Source organism: Mycobacterium sp. 050128, from assembly GCF_036409155.1.
Lineage (GTDB): Bacteria > Actinomycetota > Actinomycetes > Mycobacteriales > Mycobacteriaceae > Mycobacterium.
In genome coordinates, this window is the sequence record NZ_JAZGLW010000001.1 from 2,543,689 (window position 1) to 2,568,296 (window position 24,608).

27 protein-coding genes and 1 pseudogene are annotated in these 24,608 nt (G+C 66.6%); 16 read left to right on the plus strand and 12 right to left on the minus strand.

The annotated features are described in order from the left end of the window. Window positions 1-33: 33 nt before the first annotated feature. From SKC41_RS12335 to SKC41_RS12345, 3 genes are all read right to left on the minus strand, one after another. On the minus strand, window positions 34-615 hold the full coding sequence (locus tag SKC41_RS12335) for a peroxiredoxin-like family protein (RefSeq protein ID WP_023363462.1): 582 nt from the start codon (window positions 613-615) through the stop codon (window positions 34-36). Window positions 616-645: 30 nt separating this feature from the next. Beyond that, a complete protein-coding gene (locus SKC41_RS12340; protein WP_330977872.1) occupies window positions 646-1,293 on the minus strand; it encodes a pyridoxamine 5'-phosphate oxidase family protein in 648 nt (215 codons plus the stop codon). 121 nt (window positions 1,294-1,414) lie between these two features. Then, entirely contained in the window at window positions 1,415-1,900 is a 486-nt protein-coding gene (locus SKC41_RS12345) for a peroxiredoxin family protein (RefSeq protein ID WP_033718792.1), read from the minus strand. 91 nt (window positions 1,901-1,991) lie between these two features. Between SKC41_RS12345 and SKC41_RS12350 the strand changes: the two genes are divergently transcribed. Next, window positions 1,992-2,621 carry a TetR/AcrR family transcriptional regulator gene (locus SKC41_RS12350; RefSeq protein ID WP_023363456.1) on the plus strand — a complete coding sequence of 210 codons (630 nt, stop codon included), beginning with the start codon at window positions 1,992-1,994 and terminating at the stop codon, window positions 2,619-2,621. A gap of 155 nt (window positions 2,622-2,776) precedes the next feature. Here the strand turns inward: SKC41_RS12350 and SKC41_RS12355 are convergent, their stop codons facing one another. Next, on the minus strand, window positions 2,777-3,100 hold the full coding sequence (locus tag SKC41_RS12355) for an amidohydrolase family protein (protein WP_023363454.1): 324 nt from the start codon (window positions 3,098-3,100) through the stop codon (window positions 2,777-2,779). Window positions 3,101-3,111: 11 nt separating this feature from the next. Next, window positions 3,112-3,459, minus strand: a pseudogene (locus SKC41_RS12360) (amidohydrolase family protein); the annotation flags it as partial. A gap of 378 nt (window positions 3,460-3,837) precedes the next feature. Between SKC41_RS12360 and SKC41_RS12365 the strand changes: the two are divergent. The 5 genes from SKC41_RS12365 to ssuD all read left to right on the plus strand — a co-directional run bounded on the left by SKC41_RS12365 (window position 3,838) and on the right by ssuD (window position 8,382). Then, complete coding sequence (locus tag SKC41_RS12365) at window positions 3,838-4,086, plus strand: hypothetical protein (protein WP_023363451.1); 249 nt, start codon at window positions 3,838-3,840, stop codon at window positions 4,084-4,086. A 644-nt stretch (window positions 4,087-4,730) separates the two neighbouring features. Beyond that, window positions 4,731-5,699: an ABC transporter substrate-binding protein gene (locus SKC41_RS12370; RefSeq protein ID WP_023363450.1), complete on the plus strand. Its 969-nt coding sequence runs from the start codon at window positions 4,731-4,733 to the stop codon at window positions 5,697-5,699. Then, entirely contained in the window at window positions 5,696-6,520 is an 825-nt protein-coding gene (locus SKC41_RS12375; protein ID WP_023363448.1) for an ABC transporter permease, read from the plus strand. Before SKC41_RS12370 ends, SKC41_RS12375 begins: the two co-directional genes overlap by 4 nt. Window position 6,521: 1 nt before the next feature. Next, entirely contained in the window at window positions 6,522-7,361 is an 840-nt protein-coding gene (locus SKC41_RS12380; protein WP_063840604.1) for an ABC transporter ATP-binding protein, read from the plus strand. After that, window positions 7,285-8,382, plus strand: coding sequence for an FMNH2-dependent alkanesulfonate monooxygenase (gene ssuD / locus SKC41_RS12385; RefSeq protein ID WP_023363445.1), 1,098 nt, complete (start codon window positions 7,285-7,287; stop codon window positions 8,380-8,382). Before SKC41_RS12380 ends, ssuD begins: the two co-directional genes overlap by 77 nt. A gap of 314 nt (window positions 8,383-8,696) precedes the next feature. Here ssuD and SKC41_RS12390 read toward each other — a convergent pair whose 3' ends face one another. Next, a complete protein-coding gene (locus tag SKC41_RS12390) occupies window positions 8,697-9,233 on the minus strand; it encodes a carboxymuconolactone decarboxylase family protein (RefSeq protein WP_023363443.1) in 537 nt (178 codons plus the stop codon). 132 nt (window positions 9,234-9,365) lie between these two features. Here SKC41_RS12390 and SKC41_RS12395 point away from each other — a divergent pair, with 132 nt between their 5' ends. The 3 genes from SKC41_RS12395 (at window position 9,366) to SKC41_RS12405 (ending at window position 11,676) form a co-directional block, all read left to right on the plus strand. Further along, window positions 9,366-10,016 carry an RNA polymerase sigma factor gene (locus SKC41_RS12395; protein WP_023363441.1) on the plus strand — a complete coding sequence of 217 codons (651 nt, stop codon included), beginning with the start codon at window positions 9,366-9,368 and terminating at the stop codon, window positions 10,014-10,016. Further along, on the plus strand, window positions 10,009-10,278 hold the full coding sequence (locus tag SKC41_RS12400) for an anti-sigma factor family protein (RefSeq protein WP_023363439.1): 270 nt from the start codon (window positions 10,009-10,011) through the stop codon (window positions 10,276-10,278). Before SKC41_RS12395 ends, SKC41_RS12400 begins: the two co-directional genes overlap by 8 nt. A 228-nt stretch (window positions 10,279-10,506) precedes the next feature. After that, window positions 10,507-11,676, plus strand: a complete 1,170-nt coding sequence (locus tag SKC41_RS12405; RefSeq protein WP_023363437.1) for a redoxin family protein — start codon at window positions 10,507-10,509, stop codon at window positions 11,674-11,676. Here the strand turns inward: SKC41_RS12405 and SKC41_RS12410 are convergent, their stop codons facing one another. After that, window positions 11,677-12,621: an SDR family NAD(P)-dependent oxidoreductase gene (locus SKC41_RS12410; RefSeq protein WP_023363435.1), complete on the minus strand. Its 945-nt coding sequence runs from the start codon at window positions 12,619-12,621 to the stop codon at window positions 11,677-11,679. An 82-nt stretch (window positions 12,622-12,703) separates the two neighbouring features. On the opposite strand from SKC41_RS12410, the gene SKC41_RS12415 reads away from it, so the two are divergent. The 3 genes from SKC41_RS12415 to SKC41_RS12425 all read left to right on the plus strand — a co-directional run bounded on the left by SKC41_RS12415 (window position 12,704) and on the right by SKC41_RS12425 (window position 14,644). Next, window positions 12,704-13,597, plus strand: coding sequence for a haloalkane dehalogenase (locus tag SKC41_RS12415; RefSeq protein ID WP_033718784.1), 894 nt, complete (start codon window positions 12,704-12,706; stop codon window positions 13,595-13,597). Between the two features lie 118 nt (window positions 13,598-13,715). Then, on the plus strand, window positions 13,716-14,015 hold the full coding sequence (locus tag SKC41_RS12420; RefSeq protein WP_306341108.1) for an anti-sigma factor family protein: 300 nt from the start codon (window positions 13,716-13,718) through the stop codon (window positions 14,013-14,015). After that, a complete protein-coding gene (locus SKC41_RS12425) occupies window positions 14,009-14,644 on the plus strand; it encodes an RNA polymerase sigma factor (protein ID WP_023363431.1) in 636 nt (211 codons plus the stop codon). The genes SKC41_RS12420 and SKC41_RS12425 overlap by 7 nt, the downstream gene beginning before the upstream one ends. A 4-nt stretch (window positions 14,645-14,648) precedes the next feature. On the opposite strand, the gene SKC41_RS12430 is transcribed toward SKC41_RS12425, so the two are convergent. The 5 genes from SKC41_RS12430 to SKC41_RS12450 all read right to left on the minus strand — a co-directional run bounded on the left by SKC41_RS12430 (window position 14,649) and on the right by SKC41_RS12450 (window position 18,127). Beyond that, on the minus strand, window positions 14,649-15,329 hold the full coding sequence (locus tag SKC41_RS12430) for a TetR/AcrR family transcriptional regulator (RefSeq protein ID WP_046188119.1): 681 nt from the start codon (window positions 15,327-15,329) through the stop codon (window positions 14,649-14,651). A gap of 58 nt (window positions 15,330-15,387) precedes the next feature. Next, entirely contained in the window at window positions 15,388-15,951 is a 564-nt protein-coding gene (locus SKC41_RS12435) for a peroxiredoxin-like family protein (protein WP_023363428.1), read from the minus strand. 233 nt (window positions 15,952-16,184) lie between these two features. Beyond that, complete coding sequence (locus SKC41_RS12440; protein ID WP_023363427.1) at window positions 16,185-16,658, minus strand: YkgB family protein; 474 nt, start codon at window positions 16,656-16,658, stop codon at window positions 16,185-16,187. 226 nt (window positions 16,659-16,884) lie between these two features. Continuing rightward, window positions 16,885-17,775, minus strand: a complete 891-nt coding sequence (locus SKC41_RS12445) for an alpha/beta fold hydrolase (protein WP_023363425.1) — start codon at window positions 17,773-17,775, stop codon at window positions 16,885-16,887. A 103-nt stretch (window positions 17,776-17,878) separates the two neighbouring features. Continuing rightward, window positions 17,879-18,127, minus strand: a complete 249-nt coding sequence (locus tag SKC41_RS12450; RefSeq protein ID WP_023363423.1) for a hypothetical protein — start codon at window positions 18,125-18,127, stop codon at window positions 17,879-17,881. Window positions 18,128-18,467: 340 nt separating this feature from the next. On the opposite strand from SKC41_RS12450, the gene SKC41_RS12455 reads away from it, so the two are divergent. The 4 genes from SKC41_RS12455 (at window position 18,468) to SKC41_RS12470 (ending at window position 24,562) form a co-directional block, all read left to right on the plus strand. Then, a complete protein-coding gene (locus SKC41_RS12455) occupies window positions 18,468-19,250 on the plus strand; it encodes a DsbA family protein (protein WP_023363421.1) in 783 nt (260 codons plus the stop codon). Between the two features lies 1 nt (window position 19,251). Next, the gene (locus SKC41_RS12460) at window positions 19,252-20,166 is read left to right on the plus strand and encodes a cytochrome c biogenesis CcdA family protein (protein ID WP_023363419.1); all 915 of its coding nucleotides are present in this window, start codon (window positions 19,252-19,254) and stop codon (window positions 20,164-20,166) included. Window positions 20,167-20,216: 50 nt separating this feature from the next. Further along, window positions 20,217-21,257 carry a hypothetical protein gene (locus SKC41_RS12465; protein ID WP_225337107.1) on the plus strand — a complete coding sequence of 347 codons (1,041 nt, stop codon included), beginning with the start codon at window positions 20,217-20,219 and terminating at the stop codon, window positions 21,255-21,257. Window positions 21,258-21,586: 329 nt separating this feature from the next. Next, a complete protein-coding gene (locus SKC41_RS12470) occupies window positions 21,587-24,562 on the plus strand; it encodes an arabinosyltransferase domain-containing protein (RefSeq protein ID WP_023363415.1) in 2,976 nt (991 codons plus the stop codon). Window positions 24,563-24,608 lie beyond the last annotated feature (46 nt).

The window sequence follows — 24,608 nt, forward strand, 5'->3', positions numbered from 1 at the left end:
TCCTGCGCGCCCGGTGGGCGTTGTTGATGGCGATCACTGTTGGCGTGCGGTGGCGAGTATTTCGTCCACCGTCCATTGGTCGTAGGCGTGGCTGCCGTACTTGGCGGCGAGGATTCGTCCATCGGGCCCGATGAGCAGATCGGCGGGCAGTCCGAGGTTGCCGTTGGTCGGTGAGGCGGGCAGTGGTGAGCGGCGTTTGGCGATCGCGGTCTTGATGGCGTGCCAGTATCCGCCGGGCAGCGCGCGCCAGGCCGCGAGTCTGAGGGCTTTTGTCGAGGCTTCCACCCCGAATCGGCGGTAGAGATCCTTGTCGGGGTCGCCGACCACCGCAAAGGGCATATCGTCTTGGTATTTGCGCAGCTCGGCGGCGGTGGAGTGGAACACCACCACTTCGCGGATGCCTGCGGTGTTGATCTCCTCGATTCGTCCGCTGATCGAGCGCAGGTGCAGATTGCATACCGGGCAGCCTGCGAAACGCCGGAACTGCAGGTGCGTTAGCGCGCCCGTGGGGTCGGGAATCTGTACGGGTTCGTCGTTGAGTCCCCTAAGCAGCAGGGTGGGGAACTGCTCGCCGACAGTGACGCGCTTGGATCGTGCTGGGGCCGTGCGGGCCATGATGATCTCCTTCTACTGATGGGCCGATGGTCAGGTCGGGCGAGCAGATGCCCACCGTCGACGATCAATTCGGTGCCGGCGGGCGTTCACTCGCCTCGTCGGCTCGTAGTGTGCCGGGCGGGGAGTTCGTTGGGGGGCCGGAGGGTCCACGCCCGCGTCGTCGTCGTCGACCACGTTCGGACCCGGCCCCTTTCCGCTAGGGCCACACCGCACTTCGATGTGTCTTGCCCCGATGTGTTGCTTTGGTTGCGGTGCTCGTCCGGCTTCCGTTGGGTTGTGGGTGAAGTCCAGCGTGTGCTGGTTGGCGTTGTCGATCGCGATGACAAAGCACACGCGTCCGGGGCCGCGGCTCGGGAAGGCGGCGCCGGTGTATTTGATTGAGATCGGGTCCATGTAGTGGCAGGCGGCGTCGTCGCGGACTGCGATGACCCTGCCCTGCAGGGCGGCCATCCGGTAGGGGTTGTCGAACGCGGTGATCGACAGGCCGACGCGAGGGTCGCGGCGCATGTCCTTGGCCTTCGGGGCCTTGGCATGGGTGCAGATCAGGACGTTGTCGTCCTCGCGCGCGACCCACACCACCCAATTGCGGGGATGACCGCCGGCCGAAACTGTGGACAGGTGCGCGTAATTCGGTCCGTCAATAAGCACCCGGATGCTGGCCGGGATCGGGCTCGACATCCTCACCGCCCGCGCCGCTTGGCCGGGGAAGAGGCGGCGGGCACCAGGCGGCTCGGCTGCATGTGTTCCGTCGGGCTGGTCTGGCGGCACGGCAGCGGCCTGCAGCGGTGTGCGGCGTTGCTCATCGCGCGTCGGGGTGCTCGGACAGGTACCGGACGAAACCGATGACGTCGTCGGCAACCAGCCGCCCGATGGCCCCGCTCGAGTACACCGCGAGCCGCACCGTCCCATCAGGTGCCAGCACGAAGCCCGTCGATTGCAGATAACGGGGATGGTCGTTGACGTAGGCACCCGTCGCCGCAGCGATCGCGTCGGCGTCGGCGCTATGGCCAACCGGGAAACGCAGCTTGTGCTTGGCGACCAGCGCAGCCGAGGTCTGCTCATCATCCACCGACAAGGCGATCACCTTGACGTTGAGTTCACTGAGCGTGTCGAGCGCGCGGGAGAACCCGGCCAGCTGGGCATTGCAGTATGGGCACCACGACCCGCGGTAGATCAAGATGACGCCGTAGGACCCGGCGAGATCGCCGGGCAGGGAGATCGTGGCGCCGCCGACGGCGGGAACCTCGATCCGGGGAAACAGCTGACCATAATCGAGTCGGGACATCGGCATCCTTCCGAGGGGTTGGGTGGACTACTCGGTCCATCATGATGACATAGGAGTGGACTGGCAAGTCCAGTGTCGGTAGGCTGCGGTCATGGTGTCAACGGAGGGCCCTGCTGGTTCGCGGCTGACGGCTCGCGGCGCGGCGACTAGAGCCCGCATCGTCGCGGCGGCGGCGTCGCTGGTGCAGGAGCACGGGGTGGCCGGAACCAGCCTGGACGATGTCATGGCCGTCACCGCCACCAGCAAGTCGCAGCTGTATCACTACTTCGCCAACAAGGACGCGCTCATTCGCGAGGTGATCACCATCCAGCTCGGCCGCGTGATCGCCGCCCAGGAGCCCGACCTTCGCGAGGTCTCGTCGTGGGAGGGTCTGCAGCGCTGGTGTGATCACCTCGTTGCCATGACCCGCGCGAGGCAGGGTGTCGGCGGCTGCCCCCTTGGCTCGCTGGTCGGTGAACTCGCTGAGCGATCCGAGACTGCGCGACACGTGCTCGCGCAGTGCTTTGCCGAATGGGAATCGTATCTGTCCGCGGGCTTTGTGGCCATGCGCGACAACGGCGAACTGGCCGCCGAGGCCGACCCGGCCGAGCTCGCGTTGACAATGATGAGCGCGCTGCAAGGCGGTCTGCTGATGGCGCAGACCATGCGCAGCGCCCGCCCCGTCGAACTCGCCCTGAACATGGCGCTCGGGCACGTCAGTGCTTACCGGCGCAACCCATAGGCGCGACGGCGCTGATCAGCCAGCAGCCTGCGACTCAGTCGACGTCAGCTCGCCGGCAGGGCGGCCCCACCCGAGAGGCTGGTTCGGATCGGCAGCGACGCCACGGCCAACCCGACGCTGTTGTGCCGCGACCGTCTTGGATGGATAGGTGCGGCTCAACGGGCTGAGATCGCGAGGATGCGTTCGGCGTTGGCGTGGGCGATCTTTGCCCGGTCACCGGCACTGAGCGTTGTTCGCTGCAGCCGGGCGACGGCCTCTTGCGAGGACTCATACGGGTAGTCCACGGAAAACATGACAGCATCGGCGCCCACCTCCAGCACCGCCCCGGTCAGGGTCGCCGGCGAGAACACCCCGCTGGTGGTGAACACGATGTTGGTGCCGATGTAGGCCGATGGTGGTTGCTTGAGCGGTGTGCCGGGTTGGATGGTGCGGACACGCGAGTCGAGCCTGCTGCGCTGCAACGGCAAGAACGCGCCCATGTGGCCCAAGATCAGGGTGGCCGAAGGGATGGCGGTCGGAAAACTCCGGCGAAGAGTATCCGCAGGGCGTGGCCGCTGACCGCGGCGCCCCAACTCCCCGTCGGGCCATACAGTTCGCGCCGACCGTCCAGGGCATGCCACCGATCGGCCGGCGGGGCGCCCGGGTGCAGATACAGCGCTACGCCCAGCGCTTCCAAGGCGGCCCAAACCTCGTCGTACTCGGGTGCATCCAGGCAGTGTCCGCCCGGTCTGTGGATGCAGTCATTGACCAGCGCCCCGGACAACCCGAGCTGTCGCACGCAGCGTTCCAGCTCGACCGCCGCCCCGGCCGGGTCCTGCAGCGGCAAGGCCGCAAAACCGCGGAACCCAAGGGTGTAATTTCATCGTTTCGGCGCCGATTCCGTCTGAAGTCCTCACGCCCAACGGCTGTGTCGCCGCCGTGGTGGTGACTGCTGGGGCCGAAAGTACTGGCGCTCCTAAAATCCTTAGCGGTCGGGCGCGATGCGCTGATTGTGCCGTCGGCGCTGGCGAGTTGGCGGCGTGCACATTTTTGAACGAACAGCGGATGAGGTCGCACAGGGGGCTGGTGTCCAAGCGGGCGTAAGCATGTTTGGTCGCGGCCGACAGGCCGATCTTGCAGACAGCATGGCTTTTCGGCAGTCGAAGACGGCGACAGAGCGTCCGGGTTCGCAAACGGCGACGGCCAGCTGCAGGAGCGCGGCGCGAAGGACTTTAACGTGGTCGCCTATTCCCCCCTGCACGGGGCAACGCCGCGGCATCCCGATTCCGAGACCAATCTCCTTGTGCCGCTAGACCATACCGCGGCTGCCGCGAAGTCCAGTATCCACCGTGTCATCGGCGTCACCGTCACGATGTGCACGTCCGATTCGGATATCGAACTGGCACAGGCGTTCTGTTCACACCGCATCCCACTCGAAGCCACTGTGATGATGGTCAGCGGACGGCGGACGTTCGCGCTCAGCTGAAGGAGGCGGCGGTCGGGATTCCGATGCTGTCCTCGGTGTTGGCGCTTTTGTTGCTGTCGTTCGCCCGGCAAGCCAGGCCGGGCTGGCCGTGGTGGCGTGTCTGGGGGCGACTCGGTGAACGTCGATACCAGCCCGACTACTTCCGCTTCTCCGTAGGCCCGCGGTAAGACATTGTTCAAGCTTGCGGGAGGGGCGTCTGTGTTGCTTGTGGTGGCGAACCCCGCAGATTTCTAGGGCAGTGCAGGGCGGTGGACGAGGCCGGGTTTCGACTCGCGGTGATCATAACGGTGGCCGCTCGCAACAGGAACTGCAAACTTATTGTGCGGGCGCCACGGTTTGTTGTCGGGTGGGCGCATGGACTCTGACGATGCAGGAGAACATCGATACCCACCGCACTGCGACGTCCGCGTGGCCGGATCGTCTATCAGGTCATCGAGCGCTGTGCGGGACGGGAATGCGGTGCCAGCAGGCGCAGTTCATTGCGCAGACCCGATTGCGCAGACCCGTCTGCCTCGGAGGGTTGAAGTCCTTGGAGCCGGGCTTGTTGATCCGGTTCAGCGATACGAGTGCGCTACAGCTACGTAATGGATCCATAACCAGGAATATCTATCGTGCGACAGATTGGTAGCAAGGGAGTCTGCAGAATGTCGACGCTCCGAGTTCGCGGCGGCCGGCTAGCCCGGTTGGTCGGCCGCATTGGATTTGTTGTGGCACTCGTGCTCTTCGTAGGTGGCTGTGGCGGGGGCGGTGGTGCCCCGGATACAGTCCGGATTGGGACTTTCGCCAGCGCAGTCGATTACGCACCGTTCTATATCGCGCGCAAGCAACGGTTGTTCGAATCCGCCGTCGGCGCCGGCACGAAAGTCGACTACGTGGAATTCGACTCGGCGCCAGCCGTCACAGAAGCGTTGGCGACAAACCGGGTCGACATGGTCTTCATGGCCGAGCCGCCGGCTCTAATCGCCGCGGCGGCGGGAGTTCATTGCAGGATTGTGGCTCTGGGCGCGAGCCTGGTCCAGGACATCCTCGTACCGATCGACAGCAAGATCGCGAGCGCTGCCGATTTGGGCGGAGCGCGCGTCGGTGTGTTAGCGGGTACGTCGTCGCATTACGCCTTGATCAAGATCGCCAAGGATGCCGGCGTCGATCCCAAGTTAATTCAAGTGATCGATATGGCCCCGCCGGACGCGAAGGCGGCGTTCGAATCAGGTCACCTGGATGCGTGGGCGGTGTGGCCGCCGTTCGTGCAGCAGCAGCTTGTCCAGAAGACCGCCAGGCTGCTACCGGCAGGCGATGCTGCGATCCAGTCCATCGCGGTTGCACGGCCCGGGCTGGCCGAAGATGCACTGGCCGTTTACTCCGCTTTGGTCGCTGCCATCGGCAAAGCAAAGGAGTTCATCCGCGCATCACCGGCAGAAGCGAAATCGATTGTGGCCACTGAAGTTCGGGTCGATCCGGAGGTGGTCGAATTGGCCTGGCCGCGCCACGACTTCACCGCCACGCTGACTCAGGAGGTCATTGCCGACATCCAGGCGAAGGCCGATTTCCTGGCCGATGCTGGCTTCATTCAGCAGAAGGTCGATGTCAAGGACCTGGTCGGACCTCCGCGATGACGATGATGGTGACTGCGCCCGTGGCGACAAATGCGCCCCGTCGACGCCGGCGGTTCTTCGATCGTCTGACAAGCTGCGTACTTGCGCTGGCCGTACCGATCGGACTGGTCGTGGCATGGCACGTCGCGGTGGTCAGCGGCGTCCTGCCGCACACGCTCGTTGCTGGACCGCTCGACTCACTCGAAGCGTTCGTCAGGCTGGCGATGGATGGAACGCTGATCGAGCACGCGTGGGTCAGTGTGCGCCGCATAGCGATTGGCTTTGCCATCGGCAGCACGGTCGGCATTCTGGCAGGGGCGGTGATCGGCACCAGCCCGTTGGCAGCCAAAATCCTGGAGCCCACCGCCTTGACGTTGATTCCGGTCCCGGCGGTGGCGTGGATTCCGGTGCTGGTCATCGTGTTTGGCATCGGAGAGCTCTCAAAGGTGACCTTGGTGGCGATCGGGTCCGCCACCACGCTGATCCTGGCGACCGCTGCGGGGATTCGTTCTGCCTCGCAAGATCTCGTGGAGGTCGCGCAGCTCTACGAGAAGTCGCGCTGGACAGTGCTGCGGACGGTGTTGCTGCCGTCGGCGGCTCCGTCGATTGTCGCATCGGCGCGCGTTGCGATGGCGCTGTCGTGGACACTGTTGGTCGCGGCGGAGGTCATCGCGTCGGCTAACGGGTTGGGATGGCTCATCTGGGATTCGCGCAACTTCGCACGGCCCGCTGCCATGATCGCCGGAATGCTCGCAATCGGCATTCTCGGAAAGGCCACCGATGGGCTTCTCGCCCGCTTCGGCCGCTACCTCACCCGCTGGGACCGCTCCTACCGTGGCTGACGTGAATGGCGCGGAGGTGCCGGCCCTGCAAGTACGAATTCGCGAGAAACGGGTCACGGTCGGCAAGCGTCCCCTGGATGTGCTGAGCGAGGTCAACTTCGACGTCCGCCGTCAAGAGGTTGTCGGCATCGTGGGTGGCAGCGGAGCTGGCAAGACGTCGCTGCTGCGCGCGATCGCGGGCCTTGACACCACGTTCGTTGGCGAAATCCGGGCCTTCGGTCGACTCGTTCGGGGACCCGGCCGGGACCGGGGCCTGGTCTTCCAGGAGCACCGACTGATGCCGTGGATGTCGTTGTCTGACAACGTCGCCTACGCGCTGCCGTTCCGGAGACCGGCCGCCCAAATCGAAAAGCAAGTCGTCCATGCGCTCGACCTGGTCGGGCTGGCCGGTTTCGGCAAGGCGTGGCCGAATCAGCTTTCCGGCGGCATGGCGCAGCGAGCCTCCTTGGCCCGCGCCTTGGTCACCACTCCCGAGATCCTGCTGCTCGACGAGCCGCTGGGCGCGCTGGACAGCCTGCTGCGCAGTCAAATGCAAACCGAACTCGAGCGGATCATCCTCGACGAGGCGCTCACCGCGATCCTGGTGACCCACGACGTCGACGAGGCCGTGCTACTGGCAGACCGGGTGATTGTGATGGCTGGTCCACCCGGACGGATCATCGCCGACATGGCGCACCCCCAGCCCCGCCCGCGGGACGTGGCGGACCCAGCACTTCAGGCCCTCCGCGCCCAGATCCTCACTGTTTTGCATCAAGGAGGCAGGAATGGACATCTACTGGTACATCCCCACCCACACCGACGGCCCACACCTGTCGACGATGCACCGGGCGCGGGCGGCTAACCTGCGTTACATCACCCAAATCGCGCAGGCCGCAGACGATCTGGGCTATGTCGGAGTGCTGGTCCCGACGGGCTCGGTGTGTGAAGACGCATGGATCACCGCGTCGTTTCTGGCACCCGAGACCACGAGCCTGCGATTCATCGTCGCTGTCAGGCCCGGGCAGTCGACCCCGTCGATGACGGCTCGAATGGCCTCGGCCTTCGACCGCTACAGCAGGGGTCGGCTCACCGTCAACGTGGTCTGTGGAGGCGATCCGGTCGAACTGGCCGGCGACGGTGTCTTCCTGTCGCATGGCCAACGCTATGAGCAGGCCGACGAGTACATCCAGGCGTGGACCGACCTGCTGCAGGGCAAGACCGTGGACATGAACGGCCGATATGTCCGCATCGAAGGGGGGCAGCTTCACTACCTTCCCCTGCAGGAGCCGCACCCTCCGCTGATGTGCGGCGCCTCCTCTGGCGCTGGGCAAGCGTTCGCCGCGAAATGGATCGACACCGTGCTGACGTGGGGCGAACCACCGGAGCAGGTGCAGCCGAAACTCGACGAGATGCGGGCCAAGGCACACGCTGCCGGGCGACGAGTCACCTTCGGCATCCGGCTACACACCATTGTGCGGGAAACGAGCAGAGAAGCGTGGGCGGCCGCCGATGACTTGATCCGCTACGTGCGCGACGAGGACGTCGCCGCCTCCCAGGCGGCGCTGGCCCGCTCTGAGTCGGAAGGCCAACGCCGCATGGTGGCCCTGCACCGTGGCTCGAGGGAGCACCTCGAGGTGAGCCCCAACCTCTGGGCAGGCGTCGGTCTGGTCACCGGCGGGGCCGGCACCGCGCTGGTGGGCAGTGTCGAGGAGGTCCGTGACCGGATCATGGAGTACCACGACATCGGCATCGACACGTTCATCCTCTCCGGGTATCCGCACCTCGAGGAGTGCTACCGGGTCGCTGAGACGCTGTTCCCGCAGCTGCCCTTCGAACCGAAGGTGAACAGCCTACAGCCGAAGGTGATCCCCGGCGGCTGGTGATCGACTGTCAGGACAAGGTGTTGGCCTCGCTGACCACAGCGGCGCCCGCCAGGTTGACCGGAAATCGCCTCAGCTGCAGTCGCTTCCGTCATGGAGCGGGTATTCAGGCCCACTCGCCGCGACACGATGGACGGGTGACGACGTGGGCGTGATAGCCGTCGCCGTCAAGTATCGGGCTCGGATTCTGGCGCCTCTCCGTTTCACATCGGAGAGGCCGCCCTGCCGCGGTCTTCGAGGATGACCCCGGCACCGCACGTGTCGTGTGACGGCTGGCCTGGCGGGCCGCGGTCGCGTGACCCGCCAGGCCGTGCGGTTCACGGCTGCACGATTGGGAAGTCGATTTCGGTGTGCGCGACGTTGTTGAAGTAGTTCGTCAGCACGTTAAGGCCCACGTGGCCAATGACTTCGGCGATCTCGGCGTCGGTCAGACCTGCGCGGCGCGCGTTTTCCAGATCGGCGTCATCGATGTGGCCGCGGTGTTCGTTGACGGCCACCGCGAATGCAAGGATCGCGGCGGTTTTGGGGTCGTCCGCATCTGCTTTGCGCGCCGACCCGATTTGATCGGCGCTGAGTCCCGCCGCCTTTTCACCCAGGTAGCTGTGTGCGGACAGGCAATACGAGCACCCATTGGCCTGTGCGATGGCGATGGCGAGGCGTTCGCGGGTGGAGCCCGGCAGCGTTCCGCGGTCGAGAGCGCCGGCCAAACCGAGATATCCGCGCAGCAGCGCCGGACTGTGCACCATCGCGCGGGTGAGGTTGGGAATCGTGCCCAATGCCTGCTGCACGGAGGCCAACGCCTCGGCCTGGTCGTTGGTCGCGTCGGCGTCGGTGACAAGGGACAGCGTGCTCATTGGTTCTCCTCCAGTATTGTTCGGGTTGATGGCCTTACACCGCATGCCAGATCGATGAGGCCACTGGTTAGACGCCCGTGCAGCTGATCTGTTACACGGGCCGCAATTTCGGCTGGGGAGCGGTGCTGGGTAATGGGCGAACACATCCGCACGGTCGTCGACGACCGGTGGGCTAGCGAGGACGAGTTCGTCGACGCGTTGCGGGCCGGGGACACCGAAGCATTCCGCCTACTGGTCGACACGATGCATGCACCCCTGGTCCGCATGGCGCGGATCTACCTGTCGGCGTCCATTGCAGAAGATGCCGTGCAAGACACGTGGACGTCGGTGGTTCGCACGATCGGGAGCTTCGAAGGTCGTTCGACGGTCAAGACGTGGGTGTTCCGCATCATGCTCAACCGAATACGGACGCTGGCCCGAACACAGGGGCGCACCGTGCCATTTGCCGTCGCAGGTCCGGAGGCGGATCCGTACCCGTCGGTAGATCCCAACCGGATGGTTCACGCCGAACTGGGTGCCCACCACTGGTCTGACGTGCCCGCAAGGTGGGACCTGTTGCCAGAGCAACGACTGCTTTCTCGCGAAGTGCGCACCTTGATCTCGCACGCCTTGGCCAAACTGCCAGACGCGCAACGCGAGGTGGTCTCGATGCGCGACGTCGAGGGCTGGACGAGCGAGGAAATCTGCGACGCGTTGGGGATCTCGGCGGTCAATCAACGCGTGCTGCTGCATCGTGGGCGCGCCGCCCTGCGGGCTGCGCTGGAGGAGTATCTCGATGACTGACGAATTCATCACCAACGAACTGCAACTGGCGTGCAGCGACGTGATCGAGCTGGTCACGACGTATCTCGATGACGCACTGAGTAACACAGACCTGCGCCGGTTCGAACAACACCGACGCGGCTGCGAAGCCTGCCGAGTCTTCATCGACCAGATTCGCCGCACCGTCAAGATCACTGCCGCCGCGCGCGACGACGCGGTGCAGGTGCGCCCGGCGAACTTCGACGCTCTGGTCGCCGAGCTGCGACGGCGGGGCCGTAGCTAGGGCCATCGTGTGCAAATCCACGCCGAACTCGATGCCCCCGAACGTCGCATGCCGCCGATGATGGCCCATGGCTGCGCGGGGGACAACGAAACTCGAGTCCCCGCCAGTTGTGCGTTCGGACCCGACAGGGCTTGGTGCTCAAGCGAGTTCATCGTCTGTACTGTTTGGTACACTAGGCGAGATCGCTGTCGACAGGCTCGATGACACCACCGACGGGGAAGGCGTGCTATGACAAGCTCTAAGTTCACCACTTTCAGCGAGAAGGTCGCAGAATTGGCGGAGCAGTTGGCCGGCGTGGCTCCGCCTGAGGTGCTCGAGGTCTTCGCCGCCGACCAGCGCGAGCTCCAGGCGGCCGGGGTGCCGGCGTCGGTGGCCGTGCCTGGGACGCGATTCCCGATCGCTGAGCTCATTGGGGCGGACGGGACGTCAGTCTCGTCGGCCGACGTGCTGGCCGGAGCACCCACGGTCGTGGTCTTCTATCGGGGGGCGTGGTGCCCGTATTGCAACATCGCGCTGCGCGTTTACGAACAGGATTTGGTGCCGGCGCTGGAGGCCCGCGGCGTTCGTCTGGTGGCCATCAGCCCGCAGAGCCCGGATGGTTCGGTGTCGATGCAGCAGGCCAATGAGCTGAGCTTCGCGGTGCTCTCCGATCCGGGCAACCGCATCGCCGCCGCGTTGGGCATCGTTATCGCGCCCAGCGACGAAGCGCAGGCCGCGCAGAAGCAGCTGGGGCTTGATCTTGCGGCGGTGAACGCCGACGGCACCGTTGCGCTGCCGATGCCCACGGTGGCGATCGTCGATGCCGAGTCGGTGTTGCGGTGGATCGACGTGCATCCTAATTACGCCACGCGCACCGAGCCTGAAGACATCTTGGCGGCGGTCGACCGTGTTCTTGGCCGCGCGGCCACGTCAGCGGCGACCACACCTTCTCTTGCCCCGGTGGCGCCCCGCCTGGAAGAACTGGCCGACGAACTCGGTGTCAAGTCCGTTCTGGTCATGCGCTCGGACCCCGATTCCATGGTCGTCGCGGCGACGGCGGGCCCGGGCACCGCCTTCTATCGGGTGGGCGCCGCAGGCTCCAAGGCCGGCGCCGCACCGGATCGGGTGCCGCTGTATTGCGAACGGGTGGTCGACGGCGGGGAGGCGATCTTCGTGCGTGACTCCCGCCTCGATGACACCTTCGCGGGCAACGAGGATGAGACCGAGTTCGGCTTGAGTAATTACCTCGGGATGCCGGTCCGAGACGCCGGCGGGCACGTGGTGGGGACGGTGTGTGTTCTTGATGACCACGCACGCGACTATGACGGGGCCGCCCGCGACCACCTCGACGCGCTGCGCATCGAGGTGGAGGCGATCGTGGCAGCCGACCCGTCGGCGCTTGTCACCGATGATCGGTAGTCAGCGAGCGGCGGCGACAAATCGGTGGATGGCTTCGTCGGCGCGATCTTGGATCGTGGTGTCGGCGAAGTCTGCCAGGATCGTCGCCTGGTCGACGACGGGCCCGGTGAGCTTCCCGGCGCCACTGGCGTAGAACACTCCGCTGCGGTACGAGTCATCGACGATTGCGTCAACCAGACGTCGCGCGCCGACGTCGAGCTTGTGCGCAAGGCCGAACAGCGGTGCGATGTAGGGCATCACGACGCGGCTCATGACGGTCCTCACTATCGGGTTGGTGTGCTCGAACGCGTTGGTGCCTGCGGTGTTGCCCGGGCTCACGGTGAGCAGACGAAGGTCGGGATGGCGGCGTGCCAGGGCCGATATCCACAGTGCACCAAGATATTTCGCGTGGGCGTAAGCCAGCATCGCGGTGGCGCGCCTGCCGGTGTAGAAGGATCCGTCGATGACGCCGGCGAACTCGTCGGCGGAATGGTGGGCGAAGGTTGGGGGTGGGATGCGCAATTGAACAACACCACGGGCAGCCTCGCTGCCGGTCAGCACGGCGGCGGCGGTTAACATTTCACGCTGGATCAGCGCCTCCAGCAGCATCACGTGCCCCAGCACGTTTGCGGCGAAGACCTCGGTGACACCATGGTCGTTGAGCGCCAATGGTTTTGGCCCGCCGAGGCCGCCAGCGTTCAAGACGACGGTGTGCAGCGGTTTGGTGATCGTGTCGAGGGCCGATTGCACAGATCCGGGATCGGCGACGTCCATGTGCAGGATTTCGAACAGCGCGGTGTTCGTGGCGCGCTCGAGGTCGGATCGTGCCGACGCGGCTCGCGTGAGGTTGCGACACGCGAGGAAGATTGTCGAAAATGCGCCGCGCAGTGCCAGTTGCCGTGCGATCTCCTTGCCGATCCCGGAATTCGCGCCCGTGATGAGAATGGCCCGATCCGTCCGTGTCATCGCCGCTCCGACCGCCGAAAGTCTGACTTTACCGTTCGGTACACTACATCACGATCACCTGCCTCACACCTGGAGCTGCCCGATGAGCGTTGGCCTGCCTGAAGTTTTTCGGACCCCGGAGGGCCGATTCGCCCACCTGCCTGGCTATGACTTCACGCCGCACTATGTCGACGTTGACGGTCTGCGGATCCATTACCTCGACGAGGGCCCGCGCGAGGGCACGCCGATCGTGTGTTTTCACGGCGAGCCGAGTTGGGTTTACCTGTACCGCAAGATGATCGGCCCGCTGGTGGCCGCGGGCCACCGTGTCATTGCGCCGGACTACGCCGGCTTCGGGCGCTCGGACAAGCCGACTGACCCGAACTGGTACACCTTCGACCGGCACGTGCAGATCGTCAGCGCGGTGCTCGATCGCCTCGACGTGCAGCAGGCGACGGCCGTGGTGCAGGACTGGGGCGGCCCGATCGGCCTGCGCTGGGCCGTCGAGCACTCCGATCGCGTGGCTGCACTGGCGATCTTCAACACCGGGCTGTTCACGGGGCGGGTGTCCAAAGGGTTCCTGTCCTGGCGCGAGTTCGCCGAGAAGAACCCCGACCTCCCGGTCGGAATGGTGATCCAGGGTGCGACGGCCACCGACCTGGCCGACGACGTCGTCGCCGCCTACGACGCGCCCTTCCCCACGCCCGAGTCCAAAGCCGGGGCGGCCCGCTTCCCGCTGCTTGTCCCCATCACGGGCGACGACGTCGGGGCCAACGAGATGCGGGCGGTCATCGACCAGCTGTCGCGGTGGCAGAAGCCGGCCCTGGTGGCGTTCTCCGACCAGGACCCCATCTTCCCCTTCCCCCGAGCTGGTCAGGTGTTCTGTGACCTCATCCCCGGCGCCATCGATCAGGTGCGCATCGAAGGCGCATCGCACTTCCTGCAGGAGGATCGCGGCGAGCTCCTCGCCCACGAGGTGCTCAAGGTGGCGCCGTGACGAAAGTGTGACGGCTGGTGGCAACGACCCGTTGGCCGTGTCACGCTGAATTCATCGGCCCGGCATTCCGCCGCGCCGACCGGGGATCTGGGGACCCGATGATTGTCGAGGGCGAGAAATGACGTCTAAGGCTGGCCGGATGCGGTGGTGGTGGCGGCGGCGCGGGGTGATGCGGTCGCGCCCGCTGCGGTGCGAGGAGATGGTCGAGCTGGTCACGGCGTATCTGGAGGACGCGCTCGATGCCGACGATCGCGCGCGCTTTGAGACGCATCTGCACGGATGTGAGGGCTGCGCCGCTTATTTGGACCAGTTGCACGCCACGGTCGGCACTCTGGGCGGCATCCGTGAGGAGCACCTCGATCCGGTCTACCGCGCCCGGCTGCTGGCCGCCTTCGCCGAGACGGCGGGCTCATGGTAACCCGGATCGCCGGTGAGCAGGCGTTGGTCACGGGGCTTCGCGCGGGTGATCAGCGTGCCTTTGCTCAACTGGTCGACGAGCACACGCCCGCCCTGTTGCGTGTCGCACGCGCCTACGTCTCCGATCACCCGACAGCCGAGGACGTGGTGCAAGAGACTTGGATCGCCGTGGTGAAGGGCATTAGGGGTTTTGAGGGCCGATCCTCGCTCAAGACGTGGCTCTTTGCGGTGTTGACAAACATCGCCAAGCAGCGCGGGGTTCGCGATCATCGGCGCAACGAGACCCTCACCGACTTCGGTGCGGCCACCGTGGATCCAGCGCGCTTTCACCGTCCCGGCGAGCCCGGCGCCGGCTCGTGGAAACAGCCGCCGGCGCCGTTCCCGGACAGCCCGGAGGGCTCGGTTCTGCATCGCGAGTTGTTGGAGGTTGCCCGGCGTGAGCTGGACAAGTTACCCGAGGGACAACGCGCCGTGGTGACCCTGCGCGACCTTCTCGGGTTCGACGCCGCGGAGGTCTGCGAGGTGCTCGACATCACCGCGGGCAATCAACGGGTGCTGCTGCACCGCGGACGCGCAGCGATCCGTCAAAGTCTTGAGGATTACCTCAGCGCAGGCCAGCGAGAGTTCTGACGGCTCAACGGGTTTGGCGCTTGCGGCGGGCCGATCCGGGTTTGGCGGGTGCTGAAGTAGCCGCCCAGCGGTGAAGTTCGGTGACCGCGCCGTCGAGGGTGTCGCGTAGCACGGTGACGTTTCCGCGCACACGGGCGAGCAACATCCCGCCCTGCAGGGCGGCGATGACCATGGCGGCCAGGCGCGCCGGTTTCGCCGTGTGCACCAGGTCGCCGCGATCCTTCATCGCCTTCAGCCCGCGCGCCAGGGGGGCTTCCCACCGAGCGAACGCGGCATCCAGGCTGGGGCCAAACGTGTCATCGTTTTTCAACTCGGCCGCGATCGTTCCCAACGGACACCCGAACGGGCCGCCCCTTCGGGATTGCTCGCGCACGATGCGGGCCATCCACGCGTCGATGCCCTGCCAGGAGTCGGTGTGGTCGAGTTCGGGTTGCTGCGCGGCGAGCACCAACTCCAGTTGCCGCTCGATCACCGCGGCCACCAGGTCGGCCTTGCCGTCGAAATAGTGATACATCTGGCCCTTGCCGGCGCCCGCGGCGGTCAGCACGTCGTCGAGGCTGGTGGTGCTCACGCCGTTGTGATACATCAACGTGGCCGCGGCGTCCACGATCTGTGCGCGCGCACGCTGACCGCGCGCGGTCGCTGGGAGCGGGCGCGCCGTGCCGGTCGGTCGCAATGCGGACATCCCGAAAAGGATATAGAAGCAACCCTGGCCGACCGGCACGGCGCGACCGCGGCCGGTGTCACCGCACGTGGGCCAGCAGTTCGTCGACCGACCACTGGTCGTAGGCGTGGATTCCGCGTTTGGCGGCGACCACTTTGCCGTCCGAGCCGATCAGGAAGTCTCCCGGCAGCCCCAGGGTGCCTCCGATCGGGTCGTTGTTGTAGACCGGTGTCGGGGTCGGGTCGCCCCGCTTGAGGAGTTGGCGAATCCGCTGGGCCACGACCGGGGCGAGGGCGCGGGGGTCGAGGATGGCCCGCCGCGAGGAACCCACACCGAACTCGTCGTAGAGCAGCTTGGCCGGATCGCCGATGACCGCGAACGGCAGCTCGACCCCGTGGCGGCGCAGTTCGTCATCGCTGGAGTGGAACACCACCACCTCACGGATGCCGGCCGCGGCGATCTCGTCGTAACGCCGCGCCATCGACTGAAGGTGCACGTTGCAGATCGGGCAGCCCGCGAAGCGACGCAACTGCAGATGGACAAGGCGGTCGGGATCCGGGATGCGCACCGTCTCTCCGGATACGGTGACCAGTTCCCGGGGTGCCACCACAGTGCCCGGGCCGACGACGTTGGCTTTTCTCATGAGAAGTACTGCCTTTCAGAAAGTTCGTGGCGGGCCCGCAAGTGACAAAGATAGTGTACTAAACAGTACAGTCGAGGCTGCGGTGGGTAATGGGCGATTTCGCGGCTGTCGGCGTTTCGTCACCATGACCTGACGGTGTACGACAATGCTTGCCGCCCAGGGCCGAATCGCACTTCGGTGGTGGCGTGCCGAGTCGGCGTCGACCATGGCGCCCATCGTCGATCGCGTGGGGGTCACCCACGTAGGGTGTCGGCCAGGGTCCACAGCGACACCCCGAGTAGGACGACGTCCTTGAGCAGGAACTGACCGGTCGACGACAATGCGGGGAATCCGCCGCCGGCCGCTTCGGCGACGCCGGGGGTGCTGAACAGGAAGCTGATCGTCGTCAGGAACAACAGCGTCGCCAGGACGCTGCCGAGCACCGAGAGTTTGGGCGCGATGGGTTTGGCGGCCAGCAGGATCGCGGTGAGGATCTCGAAAACCCCCAGCAGATTGGAGAAGGTCTGCACCGAGAACAGGTTGTAGAGCCAGCTCAACAGTGGGCTGTTGGCGACCAGTGGCTGGATGCCCTCGGCCTCGTAGGCGGTGAACTTCAGCGCACCGATCCAGGCGATCACGACGACCAGGCCGTAGCGGGCGACGAAAGACGCGAGGCCTTCGAGCCTCGCGTGGATGCCCGGATTGGTCAGGACATTGTTGGTAGCCACGAGTTTAACCTCCAAACGGGAGTCTGCTGTCGTTGGTGTGGTGTCGGCCAACCCGGCTTCCGTTACACAGAACAGGGTTTCGGCTCCAAGTTGACCGAATGGTCAACTACGACTCAGGCGCGAGGCGCCTGTCCGCGTGGTCGCTGCCTGTGTGTTTGACAAGGAGTGGACGCGGGCGCCGTAACGGCTGTTCGTGGCGACTGTCAGGTTCGCAACGGTGTCGGGTTTACCGACGCTGTCCGTCAACGGCCGAAGCGAGACGGCAGACGGCGTCGGCGATCTGTTCTGGGTAGTCCTCTTGGAGGAAATGTTTGGCGGGCAACAGGATCGGGTCGTCGATGCCTGATGCCAGTTGCGCGTGAATGCCGTCGTGGCGCAATGTCAGGGCGTGGTCTCGGGCGCCCCAGACGATCTGCACCGGATACGGGGTGTTCCGTACGGCGGACACGTAGCGCCGTTGCTTGTCGGCGGTCGGCTCGAAGCCTCGCATGATCTTCAGGAACGCCCGCCCGCCGTCGTCGCCGAGCAACAGCGGGACATACGCGGCGATTTCGGCCGCCGGAACCTTGCGGCTGACACCCGTGTAGCGCATCAACGACAGGAACACACCGGGCAACTGCAGCGACGCCAGCCACGCCTCGCCCACGCCCGTGTGTGCAAACGGCTCCATCATCCACGGGCGCTGAAAGCTCTCAACGGCCACAGTGGTGTTGAGCATGGTCAACGACCGGATCCGGTCAGGCTGTGCTGCGGCGACTTCGAACCCGATCGGCCCTCCGATGTCGTGCACCACCAGGTGGAAACGTTCGAGCTCCAACGCGTCGACGGCCGCGAGCAACCAGCGGCCAAGGCCGGTCCAGGTGTAGTCGAAGTCCGCCGGACGTTCGGCGTAACCCAGCCCGGGCAGGTCGACGGCAATACCGCGCAGACCCCGGTGCGCCACGGCCGCTACGACCTTGCGGTAGAGATAGCTCGACGCGGGAACCCCGTGCACGCACACCACCGGCTCGGCGTCCGGCGCACCGGCATCGAGGGCAAAGGAGCGCACCCCGGCGGCGGTGAACTCTCTGCCCGATGCCCGGTACCCGGCCAATAATTGCTCGACGGCAAGCGACATTATCCTGTGGATCCGTTCATCTCAGCCTACCCTGTACTGGACAGTACACTACCGGGCGCTGCATACCGTCGCACCGTAGCGTCCGGTGCGGTTGGCGGCCTCGTCAGCAGCCGGTCGGGCAAGAAATGTCGACGTAGGCGGTCGGGTTGGCGCCCCCAGCGTCCTTCTTGACGCCGGTGACGGTGCACGCCGAGAGGTTGGCGCTTGGTGTCCCGTTGATTTGCACGTTGTAGCCCTCGGATTTCAACGAGTTGACGGTGTCGTCGGCCGTCGCCCCCGCGGGTCCGGCTGTGGCAACACCGGCCACGGCCAGCAGGCTGGCGCCGACGATGGAGAATGCGATTCGATTCATGAGGGAACCTCCTTGGTTGGCATGCGTTGGTTGGTTGGCATGCGCTGGGGCCGGCGCCTTCGGCAGCAGCCCTGATTGTCGCACCGCGGCAAAGCAATTGGATCACGCCAATTGTGACGGAACGGTGACCGCCAAGTCTCGACCGGTGGTGAGCGCGTAGGGTTCGATTCAAGACAGCACGATTTTCGAATCAGTGAGTTGATCAGATTCCTTCGGCTGCAAGGAGTTACGGACATGCATACCCTCGCGTCAGCATCGCTTGCTCCAAGACGAGTGTGCTCGCGATGCCCGAAAGACGTTCTGCCTCAGCCGACATCCAACTTTGACCGATCGGTGAACCATGGATGATCTGATGATGAACGACTCGTCGGGCGCTTCCGCTGCGCGACGCCCGCGAGCCTCGGGCACCCTTGGGCGCCGGCTGGCCGGGCGTGCACGGTGGTGGCTGGGTGCGTTGAGTGTGGTCGCGGTTGTGGTGGTGCTTGCTGTGGCCGGTATCCACCATTCGTCCGAACCACAGACGCAGCACGGTGCGTCACGATCCACCGCCGCGTCCTCGGCGATTCAGACGTGGCGCGGCGCGCATCAGCCGTCCGAGGGCGATGCCCTCGCGAGGGGATCGGTGTCGGCGCCGGTCGTGGTGGCGGAGTGGGGTGATTTCCAGTGTCCGTTTTGCCGGGCGTTCGATCTGGACAGCCAGCCGGTGCTGATCGGCGATTACGTGCAGACCGGCAAGGTGCGCTTCGAATGGCATGACCTGGCCAAGTTGGGTCCGGAGTCGGTGCTGGCCGCGCGCGGCGCGCGCGCAGCAGCGCGCCAAGGGGCGTTCTGGGCGTTTCACGACGCGTTTTACCGCGACCAGGCCCCGGAAAACAGCGGGGCGGTGACCGAGCAATCGCTGATGGCGATGGCGCGCAACGCGGGACTCGACGTTGACAGGTTCGTCGCCGACTTGGCTGACCCCGCCATCGCCGACGCGGTCGAGCGCGACCGCAGCGACGCACGGCAGCTCGGCATCACCCACGTGCCCTCCTTCCTGGTCAACGACGAGCTGCTCATCGGTGCGCAATCCTTGGACACGCTTCGTCGGGTCATCGATGCCGCCGCGGTGAAGGCGCCTTGACGTGCTCGACATCGGCTACCTGGCTGCGTTTCTGGGTGGGGTGCTGGCGCTGCTCAACCCGTGCAACGCGCTGCTGTTGCCGTCGTTCTTCGCGTACGCCTTTTCTAGTCCGACGATGATGGTGGCGCGCACCGGTGTCTTCTATCTCGGCCTGGCCGCGGTCCTGGTCCCGTTGGGTGCGGGCACAGGCGGACTGGCGGCCATCCTCACCGAGCATCGGAGGGTGTTGATCGTTGCTGCCGGGACGGTGGTCATCGTTTTCGGCCTGGTTCAGATCCTCGGCGGCGGGTGGACTCTGGCGCCGGTGGTTCGCCTTCAGGCGCGAATGGCCCAGCGCAGCACCTGGATATCGACCGCCGGCCTGGGAGCGGCATACGGCCTGGCCGGCTTCTGTTCCGGCCCAATCCTGGGTGCGGTACTCACGGTGGCGGCCGCCGGCGCGGCCCCAGTGCGCGGTGGCGTGCTGCTGGCCGTCTACGCCGCCGGTATGACCGCGCCGCTGTTCCTATTGACTGCGGCGTGGCAGCGGTTCGACCTCGGGCATCGGAAATGGTTGCGTGGGAGGGCATTTCAGGTCGGTCGGCTGCACCTGCACACCACGTCTGCCATCGGTGGGCTGCTGTTTGTCGCGACCGGGGCGGTATTCGTCTTCTTCGGTGGCAGCACCGGCATCCCCGCCGTCGATCCCAGGATCGCACTGCGGGGCGAGACGGCCGCCGCGGCTCTGGCCGCTCACGTTCCCGACACCGTCGTGGTGCTGGTCGTGCTGGCCGTCGCGGTGCTCACGCTGCGGTGCCGGCGGCGACACCCGCGGGCGGGGGCCGCCGACTCGACACAGCCGCCGGACGGCAGGCCCGCGATCGTCGGTGGTGTCGAGCACTCGGTCCGGCACACCGCGGTGGCAGACCCCGACTGAGGCCGCGGGCTCGACGAATGCGGGTTTCGCTGGACATAGCATCTATCGCATTGACCGTCGGCCTGGCCGTCGGTGTGACGGTCGGGTGTGGCCGCGATGCCGGCTCGCCGGTGTCCACGTCGAGTCCGCCTCCGACATCGGGCGCGGCGCGGCCGGCTGAGCCCGCGACCGCGGGTCAGTTGCGCACTCCGCCCGCGGGCCGGGTGGTGTCGATCGGAGCTGCGCCGGAAGGAATCGTGGTCGGGCGGTCCGGAGTCGGGGCCGTGGCGGTGCGCAATCCCGATGGCGTGGTGTTGTTCACCGCTGCGACAGGTGTGGTGCGTCGACGGATCTCGACCACCGCAGCGGCGCGGCACCTAAGTCTGGCCGGACCGGACGGGCCGGTCCTGGTGCCGATGGAGGGGTCCAACGAGCTGCTGCAGGTGTCGCTTTCGCAGGGCGCGGTTGTTGCCAGGACGACCGGAGTCGGCCACCAGCCGCACGACGCCGCTCAGACCGCGGATGGAACCATCGTGGTCACCAACGAACTCGGCGGCGGTGTCGTTTTCGTCCGCGACGGCCAGGTCATCGGTTCGGCTCCTGGCGGCCCGGTGCAGCCGGGAGGCGTTGCGGGCGTGGGCAAGTACGCGGCCGTCGCCGATGTGCGGGGAAACGGATTATGGGTCTACGACGGCGCCGCGCAGCGGCTGGCCGCGCACGGCCCGGCCGGTGTGAAACTGACCCACGTGGTGGGGTTGTCCACCGATCTGGTTGCACTCGCCGACACCGACGGTGGTGCGGTACTGATCGAGCGAATCGAGCCGCAGATCTCGCAGGTCTCCAGGATCGAGGGTCCCGGCAACCCGTACGGGCTGGCCTACGATGCGCGCCGTGCCCGCCTTTATGTCACCCTGACCGCATCGAACCTGATGCGCGTGATCGACACGACCGACGCCGCGACGCCGCGCATCATCGCTGACGTCCCCACCGTCCAACAGCCCAATTCTGTTGCAGTGGATCCATCTTCAGGCACCGTGCTGATCACCGGCAGCCACCCCGTCGGCCAGGACAACTTGCAGATCGTGTCGCCCGACCGGCTGCCTGCCGGCTAGCCGACCGATTTTCGGCAGGTCCAGAGCCGATCACCGGGTGAACGTATCGCGCCGCTGTGGCCGACGCGCGGCTCGCTCATCGAGTCTTGCTGTTGGCCGGCAGAACATTCACTGCCGCGGTCCTGCCTCGCCGATGGCCAGAAGGTCATCAGGGGTTTGCATCAGCTGCCGCGCCGGGGTGCAGGCGTTGTGGTGGGGGACCGATGGCGGGCGTGATGCTCAATGGTGACCGCACCGTGACGTCGAAGCGGTGTGCGAGCGAGCCACCACGACGGACCGACACCCTTGTGTGTAAACCCTGTCGGCCCGATCCCGAAGGGACTGCAGACTTGGAGTCACAGCGTGCACGCGAGGCGACTCCCGGCTGGCTGGCTCTGCTTGTCGGCCTCGTGGGCATCGTTGCCGGCCTCGCGCTGCCATTCTGTCCGGTGCGGGCCCAAACGACGACGCTGACCTGGCCGGTGCCCGGCCAGCCGGTCGTCTCCAGCAGCGCGATCGTGGTGCCCTACCGACCGCTGCACCTGCAGGCGACGATCCCCTGCGCGGCCCTGCGCGCCGCGACCGCATCTGCCGTACGTGTCATTGCGCTGAGCACCGGTACCGGGCCTGCAGGCCTGACCGTCGGCGGTGATCGCACCGGGATCAGTGTTGCCGCCGACGGGCGCAGCGTGCATTTGCCGGTCGCGCGCCACGACGTCGCATGTGACGTGCACGTCGCAGCCGGACCGGCCGGGATGTCGGTGCGCGACGCCGACTCCGGGCGCACGATCGAGCTGCCCGGCCACCCGGTTCCTGAGGTGTTCGGGTTCCGTACGGACCTCGACGCGGCCGATGCGACCGGGATGCAGGTGCGCCTCGAGGTCGGTGATTCCTTCACCACGTCTCCCGGTCCACTGAAGAACGCCCTGATCGGGGTGCAGCTGATCGCGGCTGCCGCGGCGCTGTGGTTGTTGCCGCGACCCACCGCGCCGCGTCGACGGTGGCTGCGGCAGCGGGATCGACTGTGGTGGGTCGACGTCGCGGTGGTGGCGGTGCTGGCCGGGTGGGCGGTGATCGGTCCGCTGGCCGTCGACGACGGCTGGGCCGCCATGATCGCGCGCAACCAGGCCGAGACGGGCAACCCGGGTAATTACTATCGATGGTGGAACGCCGCCGAGGCGCCGTTCGCGTTGAGCCAGCAGCTGCTGGCACCGCTGACTGGGGTCAGCGTGGCGCCGTTTTGGCTGCGGGGCCCCAGCACCGCATTGGCGATCGCGACCTGGTTTGTGTTGACGCGGGGGGTACTACGCGCGGCTTTGCCCGGGGTCGCGGCGAGCATGCGGGTCCGCAGTTTGGCGGCGTTGTTCCTGCTGGCGACCTGGCTGCCGTTCAACCTCGGTACCCGTCCGGAACCGTATGTGGCGCTGGGTGTTACGGCGGTTCTTGCGCTGGCAATACGCGCTCGCAGTCCGGCCGGTGTGGGCTGGCTGCTGCTGGTCGTCGCAGTCACGGTGCCGATCAGTGCCAACGGCCTTCTGGTCGTGGCCCCGATGATGGTGTTCGCCCCGCGGCTGATCGCGGCAGTGCGCGCGGCATCCGCTCGCATGCACCTGTCGGCGGTTGTCGCGATGCTGTGCTGCGTCGCGGCTGTGGCTCTTACCGTCGTCTTCGCCGATCAAACCTGGGATGGCGTGGTGGTGGCCACCGACTGGCACAACTTTTTCGGGCCGTCGCTGCGGTGGCACGAGGAGCCACTGCGCTATCGGTACCTGTTGGGGTCCGACCAGCAGGGCAGCTTCGCCAAGCGGCTGCCCGTCTTGTTGTCCGTCGCGATGGTGCCGATCACCTTGTGGGCGGGGCTGCGCCGCGGCGATCGGATCGGCCGGCCCGGTGCTCGGCTGGCGGGGGTGGTGGCGACGGCGCTTGCGTTGCTGGCGCTGTCACCGTCGAAGTGGTCCTACCACCTGGGGTCAGCGGCGGGACTACTCGCCGCGCTGCTCACTGTGGGCGTCGTGATGCTCGTCCAGCGAGTCGCTGCGGCCGATCGTTACGGCGTTCTTGCCGGGGTTGTGGGATCGGCGCTGGCCGCCGGAGCGGCGGCGCTGGCCTTCGCCGGGCCGAACGCTTGGTGGCTGCCTGCGGTCTATGACGTCCCGTGGGCCGACACGGCGCCCCGACCGCTCGGCCTGCCGCTGGCTCATCCGGTGTTGTGGCTTGGGCTGGTCGCGGCGCTGTCGGCTGCAGCGGGGATCGCCGCTCGACGGCCGGGTGCCCTGCGGGTGGTGGTCGCGGGTCCCGCCATGATCGCCGTGACCGCTGTCGGTATGGCGCTCGCCCTGCTGGTTGGCTCGTTTGTCGCGGCGCCCATCCGCCGTCCGGCCGGTTCACTGGCCCTGATGAACACGCACTGGATCGGCGGCAGCCGGTCGTGCGGGTTGGCCGATGACATCGAAGTGTTGCCCGACGGCGCGATCCTGGACACCGCGCCCGACCCCGGCGGCGCGATCGCCGGATTCACCGCCCACGGCGGCTTCGTGCCCGGCGCCCCGCCGCCCGACCCCCCGGGGCGAGGCACGTCGACTTTCCTGTGGGGTAGCCGCGCGGCCGGTGTCGCAGCCACGGCAGCCATGACCAGCCCCTGGTTCGTGTTGCCGGTGCTCTCGCCCGACGCCGGCATCGCGGTGTCGGTCTCGGGGCGCACCAACGGCGGCAACGCGCTCGCCTTCGAATTCGGCCGCAGCCAGGGGGCGGAGGTCAGTGTGCTCAGCGACCGCGCCCCGAACGACCGGCCGGCCGCCGGCGAGGATCCCGACCATCCACTGTGGCGCACGATCGGTGTCGATGCCGCCGAGGTGCCCCGCGGCGCTGACCGGGTACGGATCCGGGCGGTCGACGCCCGCACCGACGCCTTCGGTTGGCTGGCGTTCACCGGACCGCGGCTGCGTTCGATCGTGCCCTTGAACCGGTTTCTTGCCGGCCACGGACCGGTTCTGCTCAGCTGGCCGCAGTCGTTCGTGTTTCCGTGCGTGCGCGACATCGCCACGATCTCTGGCGGCGTCGCCCAGACACCCGTCGTGGTGATCGAGTCACCACGACCCTGGCTCACCGAGGACAGAGACCCCGACGTCGGGGGCACCTTCACCGAGCTCGCCCAGTTCGGGAACCTCTACGAGATCCCCAGCCGTCTGGTCGGGCACCCAGAGGTCGACTGGGGAACGGTGAAGGTTTCAGGGGACACAGCCAGCCGCGACGCCTACCAACGCACCGTCACCGAGGTGATCGTCCCCGGCAGCGGAGGTGTCGCGCATCAACGACCCGAACGCTGAGCGCGCAGACTGCCGCCCGCGCGCGATACCGACCGTTGCTGACGGA